Source organism: Ilumatobacter sp. (assembly GCF_030065885.1).
Lineage (GTDB): Bacteria > Actinomycetota > Acidimicrobiia > Acidimicrobiales > Ilumatobacteraceae > Ilumatobacter.
Window position 1 is genome coordinate 1 of the sequence record NZ_JASJCS010000069.1, and the last position, 21,005, is coordinate 21,005.

Consider the following 21,005-nt stretch of genomic DNA (forward strand, 5'->3'; position numbering starts at 1 on the left):
GACGGCCTGTCGATCGGTGGCAACCACCTGATCCACGCGCTGCGCCGCAACGTCAACCTCAAGATCCTGCTGTTCAACAACCGCATCTACGGGCTGACGAAGGGCCAGTTCTCACCGACGTCCGAGCTCGGGAAGGTCACCAAGTCGACACCGTTCGGGTCGATCGACCCGCCGTTCAACCCGCTGTCGGTGGCCCTCGGCGCCGAGGCGAGCTTCGTGGCCCGCACCCACGACCTCGACCGCAAGCACATGATGGAGATCTTCCGCGCCGCCCACGACCACCAGGGCGCATCGTTCGTCGAGATCTACCAGAACTGCAACGTGTTCAACGACGGCCAGTTCAACGACGTCACCAAGCGCACCGTCCGCGACGAGATGATGATCGACCTCGTGCACGGCGAGCCGATCATCTTCGGCGCCGACCGTCAGCGCGGCGTGATGATGGGCGGCGACGGCTATCTGCGCCTCGTCGAGATCGCCGACGTCGGTGCGGACCGGATCCTCGTGCACGACGCGCACAACCGGTTCCCGTCGCTCGCTGCAGCGCTCGCGCGGCTCAACACCGACGACCACTCCCCGACGCCGTTCGGCATCTTCCGCGACGTGCAACGCCAGGAGTACACCTCGGCGGTCAGCGCACAGCTCGCCGAGGCCTCCGAGAGCAAGGGCCCTGGCGATCTCGACGCCCTGCTCCGCAGCAACGGCACCTGGGTCGTCGACGAGTAGTCGCGAGATGTCGCGAGATGTGCCTGACACATCTCGCGACTCAAGTCAGGTCGATGAGGCCGGCCGTGGTGGGCTCGAACCCGCAAGCGCCGAAGTAGAAGGGCCGGAGGTGCTCGTCGAAGTCGACGTGCAGCCACTCGCAGCCGGCGGCCTGCGTACGCGTCCGGACCTCCCCGACGAGTGCGACGCCGATCCCCGACCGTTGATGACGGGGGTCGACCATCAGGTCCTGCAGCCAGGCATGGACGAAGCCGTCGGTCACGACGTTGACGAAACCTGCGAGGGTGTCGTCGCCGAGACGAGCCGTCACCCACCCGAGGCTGTGCTGCTCGGTCTGTGAGACCCAGTCCCACTCGTCGTCGGCGAAGACGCCCGTGTCGAACGCGTCGGCGTGAAGGCGGTTGACCTCGGCGTTGGTGAACGCACCTCGCCAGTCGATGTGCGGCTCCGGAGACTCCATGCGCTCCGAAACGTAGCCGCACCGACAACCCGGCGCGGACGGGTTCAGGCCGGCCTCAGGCGGAACAGCGGCAGCCGCTCGGCCGCGGTCTCGAGGTCGTCGACGAGCGAGACTCCGATTCGCTTGCCGAGCACCTTCGCGGCCCGCGCGTGATCTCGGCGGTACCGCTCGAACACCTCGACCGCGTCGTCGTGGCCGAGCCGGTCGGCCTTCGCCTGCGTGCGCGTCCGGCCCCGCGTGATCCACACATCGGGCGTCGCCATCACGTTGCGGCACCACTGCGACCCCTCACCGAAGCCACTCGCGATGACGGGCCCGTCGTCGCCCGACTCGAGTACTTCGAGCACGGTGCGACGCTGCAGCCCGCTCTTCCTGCCCGTGTGTTCGAGCAGGAGGAACCGGCCGCCCAGCAGACCGCCGAACCCGATCCGGTAGAGCCCGATCGGCGCTCGGAAGAACAGACGTTGCACTCGATTCATGCGCCCATCATCCGCCGCTGCAGCCGTCGGTTCCACGGCCGATGGTCACTTCCGCACGCCGGACCGGTCGTGCACCATCGCCACCACGTCGGTCGACGAGCGCTTGACTGGAGAGATCGAACACCTCGACGACGACTCCGACCTCGATACCGACCGGCTGGCGGTGTGTGCCTACTGGCGGTGCGCCGAGCTCTTCGAGCGACGCACGGCGAACCAGCGGTACTGCCGGAAGGCCTGTCGCCGCCGCCAGAACAAGTGGCTGCGCGCGCAGGAACGTCGACGGTCGCGAGCCGGTGCGAGCGGCCGCTAGCGGGGCCCCACAGGAACGTGCCGGCCGGGCCGCGCCGCCGGTGACGCCCGACCGTCGCCTGGCCCCGGGGAGTCGGGCCCTTGTCCCCTATGGACGGCTCCGACCCATCGCGCAGGATGGGGCAACGGGCGAGCCAGCGAGGGCACATGACGGACACAGCACCACGAACGGAAGCGAGCCACCCCTCGGGCGACGACCGCTTCGAGCTGGTCGACAAGCACCTCAAGCGCGGCCGCTACGCCCAGGACCAGCTGATCGAGACGCTGCACGTCGCCCAGGACGTGTTCGGGTTCCTCTCCGAGGACGTGCTGATGTACGTCGCTCGGGCGCTGCGGCTCCCGCCGAGCATGGTCTACGGCGTCGCCACGTTCTACCAGCTGTTCACGTTCGACCCGCCCGGCGACCACTCCTGCACCGTGTGCACGGGTACGGCGTGCTTCGTCAAGGGCGCCGACGAGATCGTCGCCGGCGTCTCGAGTGCCCACGACGTCCCGTCGGGCCAGACGTCGGCGGATGGCCGTCTCACCCTGAAGACCGCACGTTGCCTCGGCTCGTGCGGATTGGCCCCGGTCGTGGTCCTCGACGGCGAGGTGCTCGGCCACCAGACCGCTGAATCGACGCTCGAGGGAGTCGCCCTGGCACTCGACACCGAGGGCGCCGGCTGATGGCCACACCGATCGACCTCCACGAGGTCGCCGAACGCGAACGCGAAGAGCGGTTCCGCACGCCGTGGCGGGTCAAGGCGTGCAACAGCACCGCCTGCGCGTCCGCCGGGGCCGGCGCTGCACTCAAGGCCATGCAGGCTCTCGCCGACGACGAGCTCCCTCTCGACGTCACGGTGATCCCCACGGGCTGTATGGGCTTGTGCAGCGCCGGCCCGCTCATGCGCATGATGCGCCGGGGCGGCGGCGAGCACGACTACCAGCGCGTCACCCCCGAGACCGCCGTCGAGATCGTCCGGAGCCACGTCGAACGCAACGAGACGATGCCCGAGCACCTGCTCGACACCACGATGCCGTTCTTCACCCGCCAGGAGCGCGTGGTGCTGACCAACGGTGGCGTGATCGACCCCGACCGGATCGAGTCGTACGTCGCACACGGCGGTTACGCCGCGCTCGAGAAGGCACTCACCACGATGACGCCCGAGGACGTCGTCGAACAGGTCCGGCTCTCGCGCATCCGGGGCCGCGGCGGCGCCGGCTATCCGACCGCCAGCAAGTGGTCGCTCCTCGCTGCCGCACCCGGTGACACCAAGTACGTCGTCGCCAACGGCGACGAGGGCGACCCTGGCGCGTACATGGACCGCACGATCATGGAGGACGATCCACATCGGCTCATCGAGGGGATCGCGCTCGCCGCGTACGCCACCGGAGCCGACCATGCGTACATCTACGTGCGGGCCGAGTACCCACGCGCCGTCGAGCGCCTCGACCGTGCGATCCGGGTCGCCCGCCGGAACCGACTCCTCGGCCGCCGCATCCTCGACACCGACTTCGACCTGACCGTCGAGGTGCGCATCGGTGCCGGGGCCTTCGTCTGCGGCGAGGAGACCGCGTTGCTGGCCTCGATCGAGGGGCGGCGCGGCACGCCACGGCTCCGACCGCCGTATCCCACCGAGCACGGCCTGTGGGGCCACCCGACGATGATCAACAACGTCGAGACGCTCGCCAACATCGCACCGATCGTCGGTCGCGGCGGCGAGTGGTTCGCCTCGCTCGGGACCGAGCAGAGCACCGGCACGAAGGTCTTCGCACTCGCCGGCGACATCGTCAACACCGGCCTGATCGAGGTGCCGATGGGAACGACACTGCGGGAGATCGTCGAGGACATCGGCGGTGGCATCGCGGACGGTGGCACGTTCAAGGCGGCGCAGACCGGCGGACCCTCGGGCGGGTGCATCCCGGCCGAGTTCCTCGACACACCGGTCGACTACGACAGCCTCCGCGAGCTCGGTTCGATCATGGGGTCGGGCGGGCTGATCGTCATGAACGACGAGCAGCGGATGCCGGATGTCGCCCGCTTCTTCATGGAGTTCTCGATGGACGAGAGCTGTGGCAAGTGCACGCCGTGCCGCGCCGGCACGGTGCAGATGCACAACCTGCTCCAGCGGATGACCGACGGACGCGGCACCAAGCAGGACCTGCGCGATCTCGAGCACCTGTGTGCTGTCGTCCGCGACACGAGCCTCTGCGGGCTCGGCCAGGCGGCGCCGAACCCGGTGCTCAGCACGATCCACTACTTCCGCCACGAGTACGACGACCTGCTCGACCGACACCCGTCCGAGCCGCAGGCCACGGAGTCGAGCGATGCCTGACCGCCGGCCGACGGTCACGGTCAGCTTCGACGGTGTGGAGGTCGAGGCCTACGCCGACGAGTCGATCCTCCAGTGCGCACGCCGCAACAGCGTCGACATCCCGTCGTTGTGCTTCCTCGAGGGCCTGTCGGTCTGGGGCGGGTGCCGGCTCTGCGTCGTCGAGGTCGCGGAGGACCTGCGCCTCCGTCCGGCGTGCGCCACGGCGGTCGTCGCCGACATGGAGGTGAAGACGGAGACCCCGCGGTTGCGCGCGTATCGCAAGTCGATCCTCGAGCTGCTGTTCGCCGAGGGCAACCACGTCTGCGCCGTCTGCGTCTCGAACGGCAACTGCGAGCTGCAGGACATGGCGGTCCGCTGCGGCATGGACCACGTTCGTTACGACCTGCAGTCGCCGGCGCGGCAGATCGACGCCAGCCACCCGAAGTACACGTTCGACCCGAACCGGTGCATCCTGTGCACGCGCTGCGTCCGGGTCTGCGACGAGATCGAGGGTGCCCACGTCTGGGACATCGGCGCCCGCGGCGAGCAGGCCGAGCTGGTCACCGAGCTCAACAGGCCCTGGGGTGAGAGCACGTCGTGCACGTGGTGCGGCAAGTGCGTCGCCGTCTGCCCGACCGGCTCGCTCGCCTACCAGGGCACTGCCGTCGGCGAGATGCAGCACGACCCCGACATGATCGCCCGCCTCGCGGCCGCTCGGCAGCACGGCGAGTGGAACGCACCCGACGAGAGCGGGCGCCGATGAGCCGTCCCCGACTCGCCACCGTGTGGCTCGGCGGATGCTCGGGCTGCCACATGTCGTTCCTCGACATGGACGAGTGGCTGTTCGACCTCGCCGCGGCGGCCGACGTCGTGTACAGCCCGATCGCCGACGTGAAGGCGTTCCCGGGCGACGTCGACGTCACGCTCGTCGAAGGGGCCGTCGCCAACGAGGACAACGAGGAGCTCGCACGGCAGGTCCGAGCGAACTCGCGGCTCGTCATCTCGTTCGGCGACTGCGCCGTCTCCGGCAACGTCACCGCGATGCGCAACCCGCTCGGCGATCCGCTCGCGATCCTCGAGCGGATCTACGTCGAGGCCCCCGAGCGAGACGCCCAGGTCCCGGCTGCCGACGGCATCGTGCCGCCGTTGCTGCCGCAGGTGCGGCCGCTCCACAAGGTCATCCCCGTCGACGCCTACCTGCCGGGGTGTCCCCCGCCGGCCGACCGGATCCGGGCCGCGATCGAGGCGTTGCTCGAAGGCTCTCTGCCACCCAATCGGGGCGAGGCGATCCGGTTCGGGTGAGAGGAGACGAGATGGCGACGCGCGAGACCGTGATGATCGACCCGGTGACCCGGATCGAGGGCCACGCCAAGATCACGATCGGGCTCGACGAGGACGGCCAGGTCGACTCGGCCCGGTTCCACGTGACCGAGTTCCGCGGGTTCGAGGCCTTCTGCCGGGGCCGCCCGGTGTGGGAGATGCCCAGCCTCACCGCCCGAACATGCGGGATCTGTCCGGTCAGCCATCTGCTGGCGTCGGCGAAGGCCGGCGACGCCGTGATGGGCGTCCGGATCCCGACACCGGGCGCGATGCTGCGCCGCGTCGCCAACCTCGGCCAGATCATCCAGAGCCACGCGCTCAGCTTCTTCCACCTCAGCTCGCCCGACTTCCTGCTGGGTTGGGACGCCGACCCAGCGGCGCGCAACGTGTTCGGACTGATCGGCGCCGAGCCCGAGCTCGCCCGGCGCGGCATCCGGCTGCGGAGCTTCGGCCAGTCGGTGATCGAGGCGATCGCCGGCCGGAAGGTGCACTCGCCCGGCATCGTGCCTGGCGGCATCGCCCACCCGATGACGACCGACACCCGCGACCGCCTGCTCGCCGCGCTCGACGAGGCGCAGCAGACCGCCGAGCAGACGCTCGAGCTCTTCATCGGGATGCTCGACCGCTTCGAGCGTGAGGTCCGTGCGTTCGGATCGTTCCCCAGCCTGCACCTCGGGCTCGCCAACGCCGACGGCGTGTGGGAGACCTACGACGGCCACCTCCGGTTCGTCGGCGCCGACGGCGAGGTGGTCGCCGACGACATCGAACCGGCGGACTACCGCGAGTACATCGGCGAGGCCGCCCGTCACGACTCGTACCTCAAGTCGCCCTACTTCAAGCCGCTGGTCGGCGACGACGGTCCGGTCGAGCGCGGGATCTACCGCGTCGGTCCGCTGGCACGCCTCAACGTGTGCACCACGATGGGCTCGCCGCTGGCCGACGAAGCGCTCACCGCGTACCGCGAGCTCGCCGGCGGCGTCGCCAACTCGTCGTTCTTCTACCACTACGCACGGTTGATCGAGATCCTCGCCTGCACCGAGCAGATGCGCGGCTTCCTCACCGACGAGCGGCTGCTCGACCCGATGGTCCGGGCCACCGCCGGCATCAACCACCGCCGGGCCGTGGGCGCATCCGAGGCGCCCCGGGGCACGCTGTTCCACGAGTACCACGTCGACGAGCACGGGCTGCTCGAGGACGTGAACATGATCATCGCCACCGGGCAGAACAACCTGGGGATGAACGAGACCGTCCTGCAGATCGCTCGGGAGTGGATCGACGGGCGCGACATCCCCGAGCCCGTGCTCAATCGGGTCGAGGCCGGCATCCGGGCCTACGACCCGTGCCTCAGCTGCTCGACGCACGCGCTCGGGCAGATGCCGCTGGCGGTCGCCCTCGTCGATCACCGCGGGACGACGGTCGCCGAGAGGCGTCGAGGATGATCATGCCGTCGACACTGGTCATCGGGTGCGGCAACGATCTTCGATCCGATGATCGCGCCGGCCGGGTCGTCGCCGAGCGCGTCCGCGCCCTCCGGCTGCCCGGTGTCAGCGTCCTGTCGGTGACCCAGCTGACCCCCGAGCTCACGCTCGACATCGCAGGCGCCCATCACGTGGTCTTCGTCGACGCCAGTGTCGACGTCGACACGACCACGCTCACGCCGATCGTGCCCGAGCCCGTCGACCCCGGGGCGACGAGCCATCACTCGACGCCGTGGGGCCTGATGAGCCTCACCTCGACGATCGGCAAGCCGCCGGAACGCGCCCACGTCGTGTCGGTGCCGGTCACCGACCTCGGCGTCGGCCTCGGCCTCTCACCGCGGGCGGTGAGCGGCGTCGCCGAGGCCGTCGAGATCATCCGGGCACTGGTCGAGGCCCGCTGAGACCGGCGACAGCACCCAACCCTCTTCGGCGACGACGACCGAGGGGTCGACGCAGGTCGGGGCGAACCAGCCGGCGAGCGCACCTCGTCGGTCGGCGCGACGCAGCGTCGCAGCCGTGGCGGACACCTGCCGCGCGTCCTTGACCGGCCCGGCCTCGCCGTCTCCGGCACCGAAGAGCGTCGGCCACACCTCGGCGATCACCACCGACCCGCCCGCCGTGGCGGGAGGCGCCAGCCCCGTCGTGAACGGCCACACCTCGACTCGGTCGCCGAGATCGGCCCGAAGCCGCTCGAGCATCGGCAGCACGGTGAGGGTCTGGCCACCGACGCTGCCGGCTCCCAGCAACTGCCAGACGGACTTCGGGTGCCACCCGCACCTGCGGAGCTCACGTTCGGTCGTCCGGAACTCGGCAACCGGGAAGGACACCGGCTTCGTCGGGCTCAGGCACTCACCGGCCTGCGCCGGCGGGCATCCCCAGAACGGGCCCTCGCCGACGACACGACGGTTGAGCCGGGCCGCGACCTCGAACCTGTTGTTGCCGTTGCGTTCGTCGTCGGTGACGAGATCGGCGATCTCACGCCACGCCGCGCTCCACGGCGGACCGTCCCAACCCAGCAGGGTCGCTGACCCGGCGGGGAGCCCGAGCGTCGCATCGATCGCCAGGAGGACGCGGCTGCCTGCGTGCTCGTCGAGCACCGCTCGAACGCCGCGCTCGGCGACGGCCCGCGTCGGCGGATTGTCGGTTGCTGCCTCGTCGTCGTTCTCACGGTGGGCCGTGGCGATCCAGATCGAGTTCTCACCGGTGACCGGTCTCGAGCTGGCGCTCCAGTCGACGACGACGTAGACGTCGAACAGCGTCACACCACGACGAGCGCCACGGCGCCGAAGTGGAGCATCGCCGCCAGCACGGTGAAGCCGTGCCACACCTCGTGATAGCCGAACACCCTCGGCCAGGGGTCGGGTCGGCGCAGCAGGAGCACGGGGAACCCGACCGTGTAGGCAACTCCGCCGGCCACGATCAGGGCGAGCTGGAGCGGGCTGAGATGCGACGCCAGGACCGGCGTGGCGACGAGCGCCGCCCATCCGGTGATGGGGTAGAGCGCGTAGGCCAACCACTGCAGTCGCTGGATGTGGACCAGCTTGATGACCATGCCGAGCACGCCGAGACCGCCGACCACGGCCAGCAGTGGGATGCCCCAGGCCAGCGGCAGGGCGACCAGGCAGATCGGGACGTAGGTGCCGGCGATCAGGAGGTAGATCATCGAGTGATCGAGCCGCTGCATCACCCGGCGGGTCCGTTCGGACCGAGCGAGCCGGTGGTAGGCGGCCGACGTGCCGAACACCGCGAGCAGCGTGCCGATGTAGATCGACGCCGCGGTCGTCCCCGACGCCCCCGTGGCGAAGATGATGAGCAGGACGCCCGCCGGGATCGCCGCCACGAACGCCCAGCTGTGCAGCACACCCCGCCACACCGGCTTGGCGAGCATCGAGGCGTCCATGGGGTTGACCGTACCGCCCCGAGGACACCCGGCGCCCGCGGAAACCCGAGATTCGCGTGCGGTCAGGAGCCGGCGGCGGGGTCGGCGCCCGGCCGCCTCGACCAGACGCCCACCAGCACGGATGATGCGACGACGATCATGAAGGGCTCGTACGGCAGCCGGTACCGGTAGTTGCCGTAGTAGAGGAAGCCGTAGAGGAACAGCGCCGTCAGGAACGACGTGGCGACGAGACGCCCGATCGGTTGCCGCCAGAACGGGCGCCCGAGGGTGACGACCCCGAGCAGCGTGAGGGTGAGCAGCGCGAAGTACGCCGCATCGGCGATCACCCCGATCCGCTCGACGTTGATCGCCGAGATCGGCGGGACGTCGGGGTCGTTGTTGACCCAATCGAGCGCGTACGAGTCGCCGCGGTTGAGGTGGATGATCTTCAACGGGATCAGTTCGAGCTCGCGGACCGGATTCTCGATCATGAACTCGAAGGCGTCGTTGCGGAGCGCCGCGACCGACTCGAGTTCCCACTCGGGCGCCTCGGGACCGAACCGGTCGAAGTACTCGGGCGGCGGGTAGACCTGGCCCCCGGTCGCCGCATCGTTGTGACCGCTCCAGAGCGTCTGGCTCGCGTTGGTGGCCACCGGTACGAACGCGTCCATCACGATCGCGTTGCGGATGGTCCACGGCGACATCACCACCACGGCCGCGGCGGCGACGACCGAGATCCGTTTCAGCAGGTCGACGCGGGAGAAGTCGCGCCAGAACAACACGATCGGGAGCAGCCCCCACGTGAGCGCTTCGCCGCGGACCAATGCACCGAGTCCCATGACGGCACCGATCGCCGCCATCCAGCCCCACGTGGGGCGGGCGAACGCGAGCACGAGGAAGAACCCGACGAACACCGCGGTGAAGAGCGTCTCGGTGACGAGCACGTCGGTCCAGAGGATCGGACCGGGCATCACCGTGAGGATGGTGCCGGCGACGATCGCGGTGCGTCGGTCGAGCGTGCGCTCGACCAACAGCATCAAGAGCACGACGGTGACCGCCCCGGTGAGCGCGTTGAAGAGCTCGCCGACGAGCGGATCGACACCGAACAGCCAGTAGAGACCGCCGAGCACCACGCTGTAGGCGGGAGGCCATCGTGCCGAGGGGCCTTCGACGCCGAGTGCCTCGAAGCCGTCGCCGCGGCTGATCGACTCGCCGTGGCCGTGATAGAAGAGCGCGTCGGTGAACGGGAAGCCCGTTCGCTCGACCCACAGCACCCAGCAGACACGGAGCACGAGCGCCAGGGAGAACAGCGCGGCGTGCGGGAACCATCGCCACGCCAGCATGGACGCGAGCCACGCAGGAACAGTGCGACTCCTGGCGGCCACGCCGGCAGTGTAGATCGTCAGGCTCGGATCGCAGTCGCCACCAGCGCGAGCACGTCGTCGCCGTACTGCTCGAGCTTGGCGGGGCCGACACCCTTGACCCTCGCCAGCTCGTCGAGGTCGGCCGGGAGCGCGGTGGCGATGGCGGCGAGGGTCTTGTCGTCGAACACCGTGTAGGCCGGCTTGCCGTCGCGGGCGCGATCGCGGAAGCTCCGCAGCCGGTCGAACACGACCGCACTCGCCTCGTCGACCTCCCCCGGTCGTGGGCCGAGTCGGCCGCGCTGGCGGCCCGATGTGACGACCTTCTCGCCGATCGCGAACCGTCGCTGCGCGTCGCCGTGCTCGGCCACGGCGGCCTCGGGCTCGAGCTCGGTGATCCGCCACTCCTGACCCTGATCGACGAGCACCAGCCCCGGCACCGCCATCACCCGCTCGCGGTCGAGGAGCGGGTGGTCTGACGCCGCTGCCTGGCGCCGCGCGGATGCGGCGCGGAGGGGCGGTGCGGGTCGCACGGGTTCGGGCGGGTGCTCGGGCGGCTCGGTGACGAGCTCGGCGACGAACGGGCTCGGCTCGTGGCCGCTCACGACGGTCACGGACGTGGACGCACGTGTGATCGCGACGTGGAACAGCCGTCGTTCCTCCTCGACGTCGTCGGAGAGCCGATGGGGGTACTGCTCGCGGTCGGCGAGGTGGACCACCACGTGCGGCCATTCCTGGCCCTTCACGCGGTGGACCGTGGCGAGCGAGACGCCTGCCGGGTCGCGGCCGACCGAGAGGTGCTCGCGCAGCCAGCGTTCGAAGCCGGTTCGTTCGTCGTGTTGCCGTGCCAGCTGGCGGAGTGCCAGGAGGTCGTCGCCCTGCGCCGAGCGGTTCATCCCCCGGCGGCTGTGATCGAGCGTGGCGACGGCGCCGCCGAGGCCGACCTCGTCGACGAGCACGTCGAGCAGGCGTGCGGTGGTGGCTCCGGCGGTGAGCATGGCCTGGAGGCGGGCGATGTCGCCGGCGAACTCTCGCACCCGGTCGGCATCGCGTTCGTTGGTCAGGCGGTCGGCGAGCCGGAGCAGCGCCTCGGTGTCGCGTTGCTCGCCGACCCAATCGGCGATCCGGGGGTGGAGCGACCTCGACGGACGACGCAGCGCCTCGCGCAGATCGTCCGGCGCGAAGGGGCGGCCGGATGCGAGGCGCACCCACGCCAGCGCCGCGCGGATGGCCGTTCGTTCGACGAACTCGGTGCCGACGCCGCCGGCGATCGGAACGCCGGCGACGCTCAGCGCCACCTGCACCGGTGCGATGGTGGCGTTCACTCGGGTCAGCACGGCGACGTCGGCGGGACGGGCACCACGCGCCAGCGCGCCGGCCACGGCATCGACCGACTGCGCCACCGGGTCGTCCGACGACGAGGCCGACCACCCGCCGGCCTGGGGCGAGGCGGCCCGAATGGTCTTGTCGACCCGCCGGCGGTTGTGACGCAGTAGCCGGTCGGCCACCTCGACGACACCGGCCGGGCACCGGTAGTTGACCTCGAGCGGGTGGTCGCCGGCGCCCGGGAACCATCGATCGAAGTCGATCAGCCAGCCGGGGTCGGCGCCGTTGTAGCCGTAGATCGTCTGGTCATCGTCGCCGACGCCGAACACCGCGCCGCCGGGCGCCGCCAGCAGCCGGATCATCAGCAGGTGGGCCGGTGTCAGGTCCTGGAACTCGTCGACGAGCAGGACGCGGCAGACGCGCTGGGCCGCCGCGCGTGCAGCCGGCTGGGTGAGCAGCACGTGCAGGGCTCGGTGGATCTGACCGTCGAAGTCGACCATGCCCTCGCGCTCGAGCGCGTCGAGATAGTGGGGGTACACGTCGGGCAGCCCGTCGACGTCGCCGCCGTAGCGGGCCTCGACCTCGACGGGGTCGACGAGGCCGAGCCTGACGAGGCTCAGCGCGTCGATCCAGGGGGCGATCGGATCGACGTTCCGTCGGCGTGGCACGGTGACGAATCGCTGGAGCACACGTCGCACGTCGGGCTCGTCGATCGTGCGCCACCGGCGCGGCTGCTCGCCGAACGGCGACGTGCCGTTGACGATGGCCAGCGCGATCGAGTTGAGCGTGCGGACCTGCAGGCCGGGGAGGTCGGCGGTGCGCTCGCGCATCTCCTCCTGCGCGCGTTTGTTGAACGCCACCAGGCTGACGGCGCCGGCGGGCAGACGCCACGCCGTCAGGAGGTGCCGCGCACGTTCGGTGAGCACCCGCGTCTTGCCCGACCCGGCCGGTGCGATGATGCGTGCGGCCGCCCCGGCGTGCGTGACCGCAGCGAGCTGGTCGTCCGCGAGCGCCGAGCCGGTGGTGTTGTCGAGCGCCGTCGCGAGCCGGCCGTGCTCGACCTGGACCGCCGCCACGACGGGCACACCGTCGATCGGCTGGTGATGGCGCAACGGCCCGCCGGCGAGCCAGACCGGGCCGACGCCGTCGACGACGACGTCACCGGGGCCGTCACCGACGTCGACGGAGGCGCCGAGCGCGACGGCGCGGTCGACGAGCGCCCACGCCGCGTGGCCACGCGCGTCGATCGAGTTCGACCAGACGAGATGGTGCAGCTCGTCGAGGTCGAACGCGAACCCCACGCCGACCTCGTGGATCGGCCGTGTGTCGGTCGAGGCGGGTGGTCGGCCGATGTCGACCGCCAGCTCGATGACGAGCGACATCGCCGCGTGGGCAGCAGTACGGAGCACGTCGAGCGTCGGCGTGGGCTCGGCGAGCGTGGCGGCGTCGATCGTCACCCGATCGCAGCCGTCCCACGCGTCGGGGGCAGCGGCACCCGGCGCGACGACCACGTTGCGGCCCAGCACGGATGGACCGCGGCGCAGCGACGCAGCGGCTCGAGCCGGCGGCGCGGCTGTGCGACGGTGCGCCGGGGCAGGCTCCTCGCCCAGGGAGACGGTGGACGGCGCCTCGGCCACCGGGGCTGCCTGTTCGGCGCCCTGTTCGGCGCGCTGTTCGGCGCCGTGACGCTCGGACCAGCACCGGCGGACGTCCACAGGGCGCTCGTGCTCCCCACCGCAGTACACGCAGGCGATCACCCGGTCGACCCTAGCGACGGGGTGCTGCGGAGACGGGGTGCCCGCGCGGGCGTTCTTGACGAATCCGGCACTCAAGACGGACGGGCCGGGAGCCGACAGGTAGGTGGACGTCCTTCACATGACGGTTCCATGACGGTCTACGTTACGATTCGGTGACGAACGAGTTGGGGCGAGGAAACGGATGCTTCGAAACCTGGTGCTCGGTGGTGTGATCGCGGCGACCGGCGTGATCGCCGTCAACGCGCCCGCCGACGTGTCGGCCACCCGTGAGCTCGACGACACGCCGTGGTTCCTCCCCGAGACACCACCACGGTGCACGGTCGAACAGGCCGACTCCGGTGACGTGGCCGGATGCCTGCTGGCGTTCTGGAACGACCCGTCGGAGACGGGCTGGGGTGCGCCTCCGGCACCCGGCGTCGGACCCGGCTGGGAGTGGTCGGGCTATCGCTACAACGAGTCGCCGGCGCTCGCCGACTGGGAGTCGCAACGGATCGGCCAGAACGCCGAAGCCGTCGCCGGGCGTCCGGCCGGCACGTTCGAGACCCACGTCGCCGCGCAGGCGCTGTTCGAGGGGTTCCTCCACGAGATCGATGCGAAGGGGTACCGCGTCCGCGACGCGAGCGGCTACTCGTTCCGGTGCACGAGCGGCAACGGCGGGTGGGACTGCCCGACACGCGACCCGAGCGACCTCTCGCTGCACGCCTACGGACTCGCCGTCGACATGAACGCCGGCACCAACCCGATCCGCCGGTACGACCGCGTCGACGGCCTGACGGCGTGCCAGACCCCGATCCAGACCGACTTGCCGCGCTGGGTCATCCAGACCGCCGAGAAGTGGGGCCTGTACTGGGGCGGCTACGGATGGAGCCGGGGCTGCCAACAGGTCACGACCGAACGCGACTCCGTCTTCCGCGACCCGCCGCACTTCGAGTTCCGCGGCACCGTCGAGCAGGCCAGGGCGATCGCTGCGTTCAACCTCGCCAACGACCCGTCGATCGTCTGCCTGCCGATGATCGACGACGACGGCGACGAGTACGAACAGTGTGACCGCACCGGTCGGCCCGACGCCCGGACCCGGATGGCCGTCGACGTCGAGCCACCGAGCGGCGCCGTCGCGGCGATGATCAACCTGACCGCCGTCGACGCCGACTGGTACGGGTTCCTGACGCTCGAGGACTGTGGGCCGCAGCCGACCGACCGGACCACGTCGGCGCTGTCGTTCGCGCCGACCGATGCGGTGGCCACCATGGCGGTGGTCCCGATCACGGACGAGGGCCGCTTCTGCGTCTACCGATCGACGAGCGTGCACAGCATCGTCGACGTGGTCGGCTACCTCGGCGCCGACGGCGAGCCGCTGTGGTTCGACCCGACCACACCGACCCGGCTGACCGACACCCGCGAGGACCTGGCATGTGACCCGCTGCAGGAGTGCAACGACGGTCCGGTGCCCGAACGGGGCCGCCACGTGGTGCCCGTCGACGACGACCGCTCCCGGATCGCCAACCTGACGATCGTCGAGGCGGCCGGGCCGGGCTTCGCACAGGCCGGACAGTGCGACGGCGTCGGCGCCGACGCCGGCTTCTCGCACCTCAACGTCAACGATGCCGATCCGCGGGCGAACCTCGTCCTGATCGAGGGCGGCACGGCCGGCAGCTGCGTCTTCACGCTCACCCAGTCACACGTGATCGTCGACGAGCTCGGGCGGCTCGATGCCGAGGCGGGCTACGGCTGGGCGCTCCGGCCGGCCACACGCGCCCTCGACACCCGTGAGTGCGCCGAACAGTGGTGCGAGGATCGGCCCGAGGCCGGACAGGTCATCCGGCTGGATCTCGGCGTCGAGGCACCGGGCGCCGCGGTCGGCATCACCGTCACCGACGCCGACGCACCGGGCTACGTCTCGGTCGGGCCCTGCGAGGCCATCGACACGGGCGAGTCGGCACAGACGTCGAACCTGAACCACGACGCCGGCCAGACCGTCACCAACCTCGCGCTCGTCGAGCTCGACGAGGGCGAGATGTGCATCTTCACGCTCGCCTCGGCGCACGTCATCATCGACGTCCAGGCCGAACTGACCACCGAGCAGGGCGTCGGGCTGGCCCCGATCGCCCCCACCCGCTTCCACGACAGCCGAGAGAGTTAGCTACCCGACGGGGACGTGGCGGTCGAAGTACTCGTCGAGTCGGCGGTCGGCGTCGTCGCCGAACAGGATCTCGGCGACCTCGCGCAGGCCCGGTGAGTTGCGGATGTCCTCGTCGGGCACGACGAGGTCGATCTTGGAGCGCCGCCGCATGAAGTCGTCGAGCGTCACGATCATCTCGTGCTCGGCGGCGTTGTGGAGCTCGGCCCGGAGGTAGTCGGCCGACCCCATGATGTCCTCCCCCATCGCAGGGTTGGCCCTGATCGCCTCGAGCAGGTCGAAGGCCCGCCGCCCGTACCGTCGCCACAGCCGGTCGGTCAGCGGCTCGGTGTCGGGCTTGGTGCGCAGCGAGTCGAGCTTCATCAGCTTGGCCTGGCGATAGAACTCCTTGCGGGTGGCCGCCGCCGGTTCGCCGTACCAGTTGGCGAGGTCCTTCTCGAGCGGCACGCCGAGCTCCTCGATCTCGTGCGCGACCTCCTCGCCGACGTTGAGGCAGTCGGTCAGCTTGCCGCCGAAGACCGTGACGACCGCCCGGTCGTCGTCGCGCTCGATCTCGTGCTTGCGGCTGAGCGAGGTCCAATCGACGTCGCGCTGGTCGCCACCGTCGCTCTTCACGACGAGCGGACGCACCCCCGACCGCTCGGCGATGATGTCGCCGGTGGTGAGCGGCGTGTCGAGATCGAGGCGGGCGTTGATCTGCTCGAGCAGGAACGTGCGGTCGTCGTCGTCGACCGCGGTGAACGGCGTCTCGACCCGGGTGTCGGTGGTGCCGATGACCGAGCGCCGGCCCATGGGGATCACGTAGAACAGGCGCTGGGTGTCGTCGAAGAAGGCCAGCACCCGGTCGTGCGTGTTGGTCGTCAGGCGGGGCACCACCAGGTGGATGCCCTTCGAGTAGACGATGCGGTGGTCGGTGCGCAGGTCCCACTGGGCGTTGAGCTCGTCGACGAACGGCCCGGCCGCGTTGACGATGGTGCGCGCCGACGTCGTGAACTCGCGGCCGCCGTCGACGTCGCGGAGCCGTGCGATCCATCTGCCGTCGACGCGTTCGGCCGAGACCAGCTCGACGTAGTTCGAGACCGCGGCGCCGGCCTCGATCGCCGAGCGGACGAACGAGAACACGAAGCGCGAGTCGTTGTCGATCAGGTAGGCGTCCTGGTACTGGATGCCACCACGCACCGTCGCGGTGTCGATCGCCGGCTCCTGCGCCTTGATGCGCTCGGCGTTGAACAGCTTCGGCGGCTTCGTGCCGAACAGGCCGATCATCCAGTACCCGGTGGCCCCGAGCGCGGCGAACCACGGCCGGTACGGCGCCGTCTTGTCGAGGGCGGCGAGGAAGCCGATCTCCTTGATGTTGTCGGGGTACGCCTTCATCAGCCGATTGCGCGAGCGACACAACCCGAACACCAGCGGCAGCTCGTAGTTCTCGAGGTACTTGAAGCCGCCCCACACGAGGTTGGACGACTCCTGGCTGGTGAAGTGACCGAAGTCGCCACGGTCGATGAGGGCGACCGACGCGCCCCGGCCGGCGAGCGCTGCGGCCGAGACCGCGCCGTTGATGCCGGCACCGACGACGAGGACGTCGAACAATCCGTCCTGCATGCGGTCGATGTTCGCCTGTCGGAGGGTCATGTCTCGTAGCGTCGCAGAGCACCACCCACCCTCACAACCGGGACGCCGGGAAACACCGTCAGGATTCACACCCACGATCGCCGTCGGCCAACATGGGCCGATGCGCCTCGTGCCCGTTCTCGCCGCCGCCGTCCTCCTCGCTGCCGCGTGCAGCTCGGACGACGACACCGCGAGCGACGACCGGACCGCGACGACCACGGCTGCGACCACCGAGCCGACGACGGCGGCGACCGAGCCGGCCGCCACCACGACCGCCACGTCAGAACCGACACCGACCACCACCGTGCCGGCGCCCACCACGACGACCACGACCCTGCCCGCCGACCCGTTGCTGGTGGCGACGCAGCTGGGTGCGGTGCGCGGCACCACGTCGGCGGTCGACGGCGTGCGGGCCTTCCTGAACATCCCGTACGCAGAACCGCCGGTCGGGCCCCTGCGGTTCGCTCCACCGGTCACCCGCTCGGCGTGGCCCGACGAGCTCGACGCTTCCGAGTCGGGGGCATCGTGCCCGCAGACCATGGAGGGCATCACCGCCCAGTTCCTCGTCACCCCCGACTGGGACGACGACTGCCTGTCGCTCAGCGTGTGGGCGCCCGACGGCGCCGAGGGCCTGCCGGTGATGGTGTGGTTCCACGGTGGCGGTCTCACCACGGGTTCGGCCCACGAGCCGTACTACATCGGCGACCAGCTGGCGGCGCGCGGCACGGTCGTGGTCAACGTCAACTACCGGCTCGGCGCGTTGGGCTTCCTCGACGGCAACTGGGGGTTCCTCGACCAGGTCGAGGCGCTCGACTGGGTGCAGGACAACATCGCCGGGTTCGGCGGCGACCCCGGCCGGGTCACGATCTTCGGCGAGTCCGCCGGCGGCTTCTCGGTCTGCGCACACCTCGCCACCCCGCAGCCCGGCATCTTCCACCAGGCGATCATCCAGAGCGGCGGCGGGTGCAACCGGCTGCTGTCGCTCGACGACGCGAACGCCGCCACGGCAGAGGTGCTGGCTGCGGTGTCGTGTGCCGACCTCGACTGCCTGCGCGGCCTGCCGACCGAGGATCTGCTGGCGATCCCCTTCAACGCCACGCTGATCAACGACAAGGCGACCCTCGACCGCACCGCGTTCGAGCTCGCGCGGGCCGGCGAGCTCCCCGACCGCCCGACCATGACCGGCTTCAACGCCGACGAGTCGACGCTGTTCACGGTCGGCCTCGACGAACCGACCGACGACCAGCTCGTCGAGCTCGCGGCCGGGTTCGTCGACGATCCCGAGGCGATCGTCGCGCTCTACCCACCGGACGGGTTCGAGACCAACCTCGCCCGGTACCGGGCGCTGTCGACCGATCTCAGCTTCGGCTGCTCGGCGATCGCGTTCGCCGACGCCGCACCCGGCACGTACGTGTACTACCTCTCGTACGTCTCGCCAAGCACACCGTTCGACCTCGGCGCCACGCACGGGGCCGAACTGGCCTACCTGTTCGGCCACCCGGAGGGCCTGACGATCCTCGAGCCGTCGCTCGAGGGCGACGATCAGACCGTGTCCGAGCTCGTCCAGGCGGCGTGGGTCGAGTTCGCCACCACCGGCTCACCCGGCTGGGAGCCCTACGACCGGGCGAGCGGCGGCGGCGTGATGGAGATCGACGGCGGCCTGACCTTCGTCGACACCATCCGCGACGGCCGTTGCGAGGCGCGGCTCGGCTGAGCACGCCTGGGCCCTCGGGGTCCACGAGACCAGCGAGCTGCCCGAGACCCGACGACGGCTCCGCGGTGTCAGACTCGGGCCATGCCCGCGACCACCTGGCCAGCACCGACCGTCGACGCACCCGAGGCGCCCGCCGCACCACGCAGCGAGCGAGTCCGGCGGGCGACCGCAGCGACGATCGTGGCCGGCCTCGCGACCGCCCTGATCGGGCTCGATCGCCCTACGGCGAGCCTCGGAGTGGTCGTGATCATCCTGGTCGTCGCGACGGCCCTGACGCGGGCTGCGACCCTGCGCGGGCCCGGACGCATGCTGATGGCCGTCGGGGTGCTCGCATTCGTGCCGTGGCTCGCCGTCCGGTCGAGCCCGTGGCTGACCGTGCCGGACGTGATCGCGGCCGTCGCGCTCGTGCTCGTGGCGCTGTCGGCACGCAACGGGAGCGGCCTCGGCGATACGGCCGCCGGCTATCGACGTCGTCTCGTGCGCCTGGTCGCCGGCGCGCTCAATGCCCTGCGGCGGGCGGCACTCGGCGTCGAAGCCGAGATCCCTGCCGACTGGCGCAGCAGGATCCGCCAGTCGCTCGGACCGGCCGTGATCGGGTTGGTCGTCGCGCTCGCAGTGATGATCCTGCTGGCGAGCGGTGATGCACTGTTCGCCTCGTACCTGGACGTCGACGGTCTCGCCGACGACTCGCTCCCTCGATTCGTCGCGGCGGTGGCCGCGATGTCGATGGTGGTGGCCGGCGCCGGCGCCGCTGCGGCGGCCGAGCGACGGCCCGCCATCCCAGCGCGGCGCGTGGCCGCCGCGCCGCACGTCCTCGTGGCGAGCGTGCCCGTCGTCGCCGTGTACATGGTCTACGTCGCCGTGCAGTGTTCGTCGGTGCTGCTCGGCGCGAGCTACGTGCGGGACCGGACCGGCCTCACGTTCGCCGAGTACGCACGCAGCGGCTTCTTCCAACTGATCGCCGTGGGGACGATCACGTTCCTGTGGCTGTCGATGCTGCGTCCCGTCGTCCGAACAGCGGTCGGACCGGTCGCCCGCGCGCTCCGTCTCGTCGCCGTCATCGCGACGGCATGCACGCTGGTGATGGTCGCGGCGGCGATCGTCAAGCTGGACCTGTACGCCGACGTCTTCGGCCTCACGATGCTGAGGCTCTACACCACCGTCTTCGCGGCGTGGCTCGGTCTGGCGCTGCTCCTCGGCCTGGCTGCCGTCATGCGTCCGCGGGGAGACTGGCTACTGCCCGTGGTCGCAACGACCGCCCTCGCCGGCGTGTTCGCCATGAACGTTGCGAACCCCGAGCGGATCGTCGCCGAGCACAACCTCACCGAGACGATCGGGAGTGACGAGTTCGACGTCGACTATCTCCTCGGCCTGTCCGACGACGCCGTTCCCGCCGTGGTGGCGGGCTTCGATCGACTCGACCCCACCGAGCAGGAACGAGCCCGCCGCATCATCTGCCGTGACGCACGATCGACCGACTGGCTCGACGCGAACCTGTCCGTCCGCCGCGCGGCGACTGCAGCCCGCGACGTCTGCTGACCAGGCAGGGCCCGAGCCGGTCGGCGATCCCCCGCGTCACGCCGGCGGGTGAGCGTCGAAGCGGCGGCGCGCGGCGCCGTTGCGGCGACGACGAGCTCGAAGGCGCAGCCGAGCCGGCTTGGCCGGTCGGCGGAGCACGATCAGGAGCAGCCGCTGGTGCTGCCGCAGCTGGGGCAGGCGTGGCAGCTGCCGGCGCGGACCATGTGGATGCCGCACTGCATGCACATCGGGGCGTCGATCGGCTTGGCGGCCGCCGGCTCGGGCGTCTCCGAGCCCGTGATGCCGCGAGCGGGCGTGTTGTCCTCGACCGTCGGCTCGACCGCGCCGGACTCGAGGCCCGTCATCAGCTCGTCGACCGACGGCACGCTCTTCGGGTCGGCGGCGATCTCGCTGCCGGTCGACGTCTCGATCACCATCTCCTCGACACCCGGCAGCGTCGGCTGCGTGCGCTCGGCGATCGTGAAGATGCCGAGCTCGGCACGCTCGTCGTAGCTCAAGTATTCGAGCGCCAGGCGGCGGAACAGGTAGTCCATCAGCGATGCCGCGAAGCGCACGTCGGGATCGTCGGTCATGCCGGCCGGCTCGAACTTCATGTTGACGAACGCCTCGACGTAG

The 21,005-nt window shown here is 70.5% G+C and carries 18 protein-coding genes and 1 pseudogene; 11 read left to right on the plus strand and 8 right to left on the minus strand.

Going from position 1 to position 21,005, the window contains the following annotated elements:
- The coding region (locus QNJ12_RS14880; protein WP_300623676.1) for a thiamine pyrophosphate-dependent enzyme at positions 1 to 726 on the plus strand (726 nt) is incomplete at its 5' end.
- Positions 727 to 766: 40 nt separating this feature from the next.
- Here the strand turns inward: QNJ12_RS14880 and QNJ12_RS14885 are convergent.
- Positions 767 to 1,186: a GNAT family N-acetyltransferase gene (locus tag QNJ12_RS14885; protein WP_300623677.1), complete on the minus strand. Its 420-nt coding sequence runs from the start codon at positions 1,184 to 1,186 to the stop codon at positions 767 to 769.
- A 44-nt stretch (positions 1,187 to 1,230) separates the two neighbouring features.
- On the minus strand, positions 1,231 to 1,665 hold the full coding sequence (locus QNJ12_RS14890; RefSeq protein WP_300623678.1) for a nitroreductase family deazaflavin-dependent oxidoreductase: 435 nt from the start codon (positions 1,663 to 1,665) through the stop codon (positions 1,231 to 1,233).
- Between QNJ12_RS14890 and QNJ12_RS14895 the strand changes: the two genes are divergently transcribed.
- From QNJ12_RS14895 to QNJ12_RS14925, 7 genes are all read left to right on the plus strand, one after another.
- Positions 1,664 to 1,975: a hypothetical protein gene (locus QNJ12_RS14895; RefSeq protein WP_300623679.1), complete on the plus strand. Its 312-nt coding sequence runs from the start codon at positions 1,664 to 1,666 to the stop codon at positions 1,973 to 1,975. The genes QNJ12_RS14890 and QNJ12_RS14895 overlap by 2 nt on opposite strands.
- Positions 1,976 to 2,121: 146 nt before the next feature.
- Entirely contained in the window at positions 2,122 to 2,640 is a 519-nt protein-coding gene (hoxE, locus tag QNJ12_RS14900; protein ID WP_300623680.1) for a bidirectional hydrogenase complex protein HoxE, read from the plus strand.
- The gene (locus tag QNJ12_RS14905) at positions 2,640 to 4,289 is read left to right on the plus strand and encodes a NuoF family protein (protein WP_300623681.1); all 1,650 of its coding nucleotides are present in this window, start codon (positions 2,640 to 2,642) and stop codon (positions 4,287 to 4,289) included. Before hoxE ends, QNJ12_RS14905 begins: the two co-directional genes overlap by 1 nt.
- On the plus strand, positions 4,282 to 5,031 hold the full coding sequence (gene hoxU, locus QNJ12_RS14910) for a bidirectional hydrogenase complex protein HoxU (protein WP_300623682.1): 750 nt from the start codon (positions 4,282 to 4,284) through the stop codon (positions 5,029 to 5,031). The genes QNJ12_RS14905 and hoxU overlap by 8 nt, the downstream gene beginning before the upstream one ends.
- Positions 5,028 to 5,570, plus strand: coding sequence for a hypothetical protein (locus QNJ12_RS14915; RefSeq protein ID WP_300623683.1), 543 nt, complete (start codon positions 5,028 to 5,030; stop codon positions 5,568 to 5,570). Before hoxU ends, QNJ12_RS14915 begins: the two co-directional genes overlap by 4 nt.
- An 11-nt stretch (positions 5,571 to 5,581) precedes the next feature.
- Positions 5,582 to 7,027 carry a Ni/Fe hydrogenase subunit alpha gene (locus tag QNJ12_RS14920; RefSeq protein ID WP_300623684.1) on the plus strand — a complete coding sequence of 482 codons (1,446 nt, stop codon included), beginning with the start codon at positions 5,582 to 5,584 and terminating at the stop codon, positions 7,025 to 7,027.
- Between the two features lie 2 nt (positions 7,028 to 7,029).
- Positions 7,030 to 7,467 carry a hydrogenase maturation protease gene (locus tag QNJ12_RS14925; RefSeq protein ID WP_300623685.1) on the plus strand — a complete coding sequence of 146 codons (438 nt, stop codon included), beginning with the start codon at positions 7,030 to 7,032 and terminating at the stop codon, positions 7,465 to 7,467.
- On the opposite strand, the gene QNJ12_RS14930 is transcribed toward QNJ12_RS14925, so the two are convergent.
- The 4 genes from QNJ12_RS14930 to QNJ12_RS14945 all read right to left on the minus strand — a co-directional run bounded on the left by QNJ12_RS14930 (position 7,399) and on the right by QNJ12_RS14945 (position 13,158).
- Positions 7,399 to 8,328: a hypothetical protein gene (locus QNJ12_RS14930; RefSeq protein ID WP_300623687.1), complete on the minus strand. Its 930-nt coding sequence runs from the start codon at positions 8,326 to 8,328 to the stop codon at positions 7,399 to 7,401. The genes QNJ12_RS14925 and QNJ12_RS14930 overlap by 69 nt on opposite strands.
- Positions 8,325 to 8,966 carry a hemolysin III family protein gene (locus QNJ12_RS14935; protein ID WP_300623689.1) on the minus strand — a complete coding sequence of 214 codons (642 nt, stop codon included), beginning with the start codon at positions 8,964 to 8,966 and terminating at the stop codon, positions 8,325 to 8,327. Before QNJ12_RS14935 ends, QNJ12_RS14930 begins: the two co-directional genes overlap by 4 nt.
- A 62-nt stretch (positions 8,967 to 9,028) precedes the next feature.
- Positions 9,029 to 10,330 (minus strand): glycosyltransferase family 39 protein, encoded by a 1,302-nt coding sequence (locus tag QNJ12_RS14940; protein WP_300623690.1) that lies wholly within the window; start codon positions 10,328 to 10,330, stop codon positions 9,029 to 9,031.
- 17 nt (positions 10,331 to 10,347) lie between these two features.
- A complete protein-coding gene (locus QNJ12_RS14945; RefSeq protein ID WP_300623691.1) occupies positions 10,348 to 13,158 on the minus strand; it encodes an ATP-dependent DNA helicase UvrD2 in 2,811 nt (936 codons plus the stop codon).
- Between the two features lie 412 nt (positions 13,159 to 13,570).
- Here QNJ12_RS14945 and QNJ12_RS14950 point away from each other — a divergent pair, with 412 nt between their 5' ends.
- Positions 13,571 to 15,529 (plus strand): M15 family metallopeptidase, encoded by a 1,959-nt coding sequence (locus QNJ12_RS14950; RefSeq protein ID WP_300623693.1) that lies wholly within the window; start codon positions 13,571 to 13,573, stop codon positions 15,527 to 15,529.
- On the opposite strand, the gene QNJ12_RS14955 is transcribed toward QNJ12_RS14950, so the two are convergent.
- Positions 15,530 to 17,158, minus strand: coding sequence for a glycerol-3-phosphate dehydrogenase/oxidase (locus QNJ12_RS14955; RefSeq protein ID WP_300623695.1), 1,629 nt, complete (start codon positions 17,156 to 17,158; stop codon positions 15,530 to 15,532).
- 100 nt (positions 17,159 to 17,258) lie between these two features.
- Between QNJ12_RS14955 and QNJ12_RS14960 the strand changes: the two genes are divergently transcribed.
- Both QNJ12_RS14960 and QNJ12_RS14965 read left to right on the plus strand, forming a co-directional pair.
- Positions 17,259 to 18,851 carry a carboxylesterase family protein gene (locus QNJ12_RS14960; protein WP_300623697.1) on the plus strand — a complete coding sequence of 531 codons (1,593 nt, stop codon included), beginning with the start codon at positions 17,259 to 17,261 and terminating at the stop codon, positions 18,849 to 18,851.
- An 81-nt stretch (positions 18,852 to 18,932) separates the two neighbouring features.
- Positions 18,933 to 20,390 (plus strand): DUF4173 domain-containing protein, encoded by a 1,458-nt coding sequence (locus QNJ12_RS14965; RefSeq protein ID WP_300623699.1) that lies wholly within the window; start codon positions 18,933 to 18,935, stop codon positions 20,388 to 20,390.
- Between the two features lie 140 nt (positions 20,391 to 20,530).
- Here QNJ12_RS14965 and QNJ12_RS14970 read toward each other — a convergent pair.
- Positions 20,531 to 21,005: pseudogene (locus QNJ12_RS14970) on the minus strand (vitamin B12-dependent ribonucleotide reductase); the annotation flags it as partial.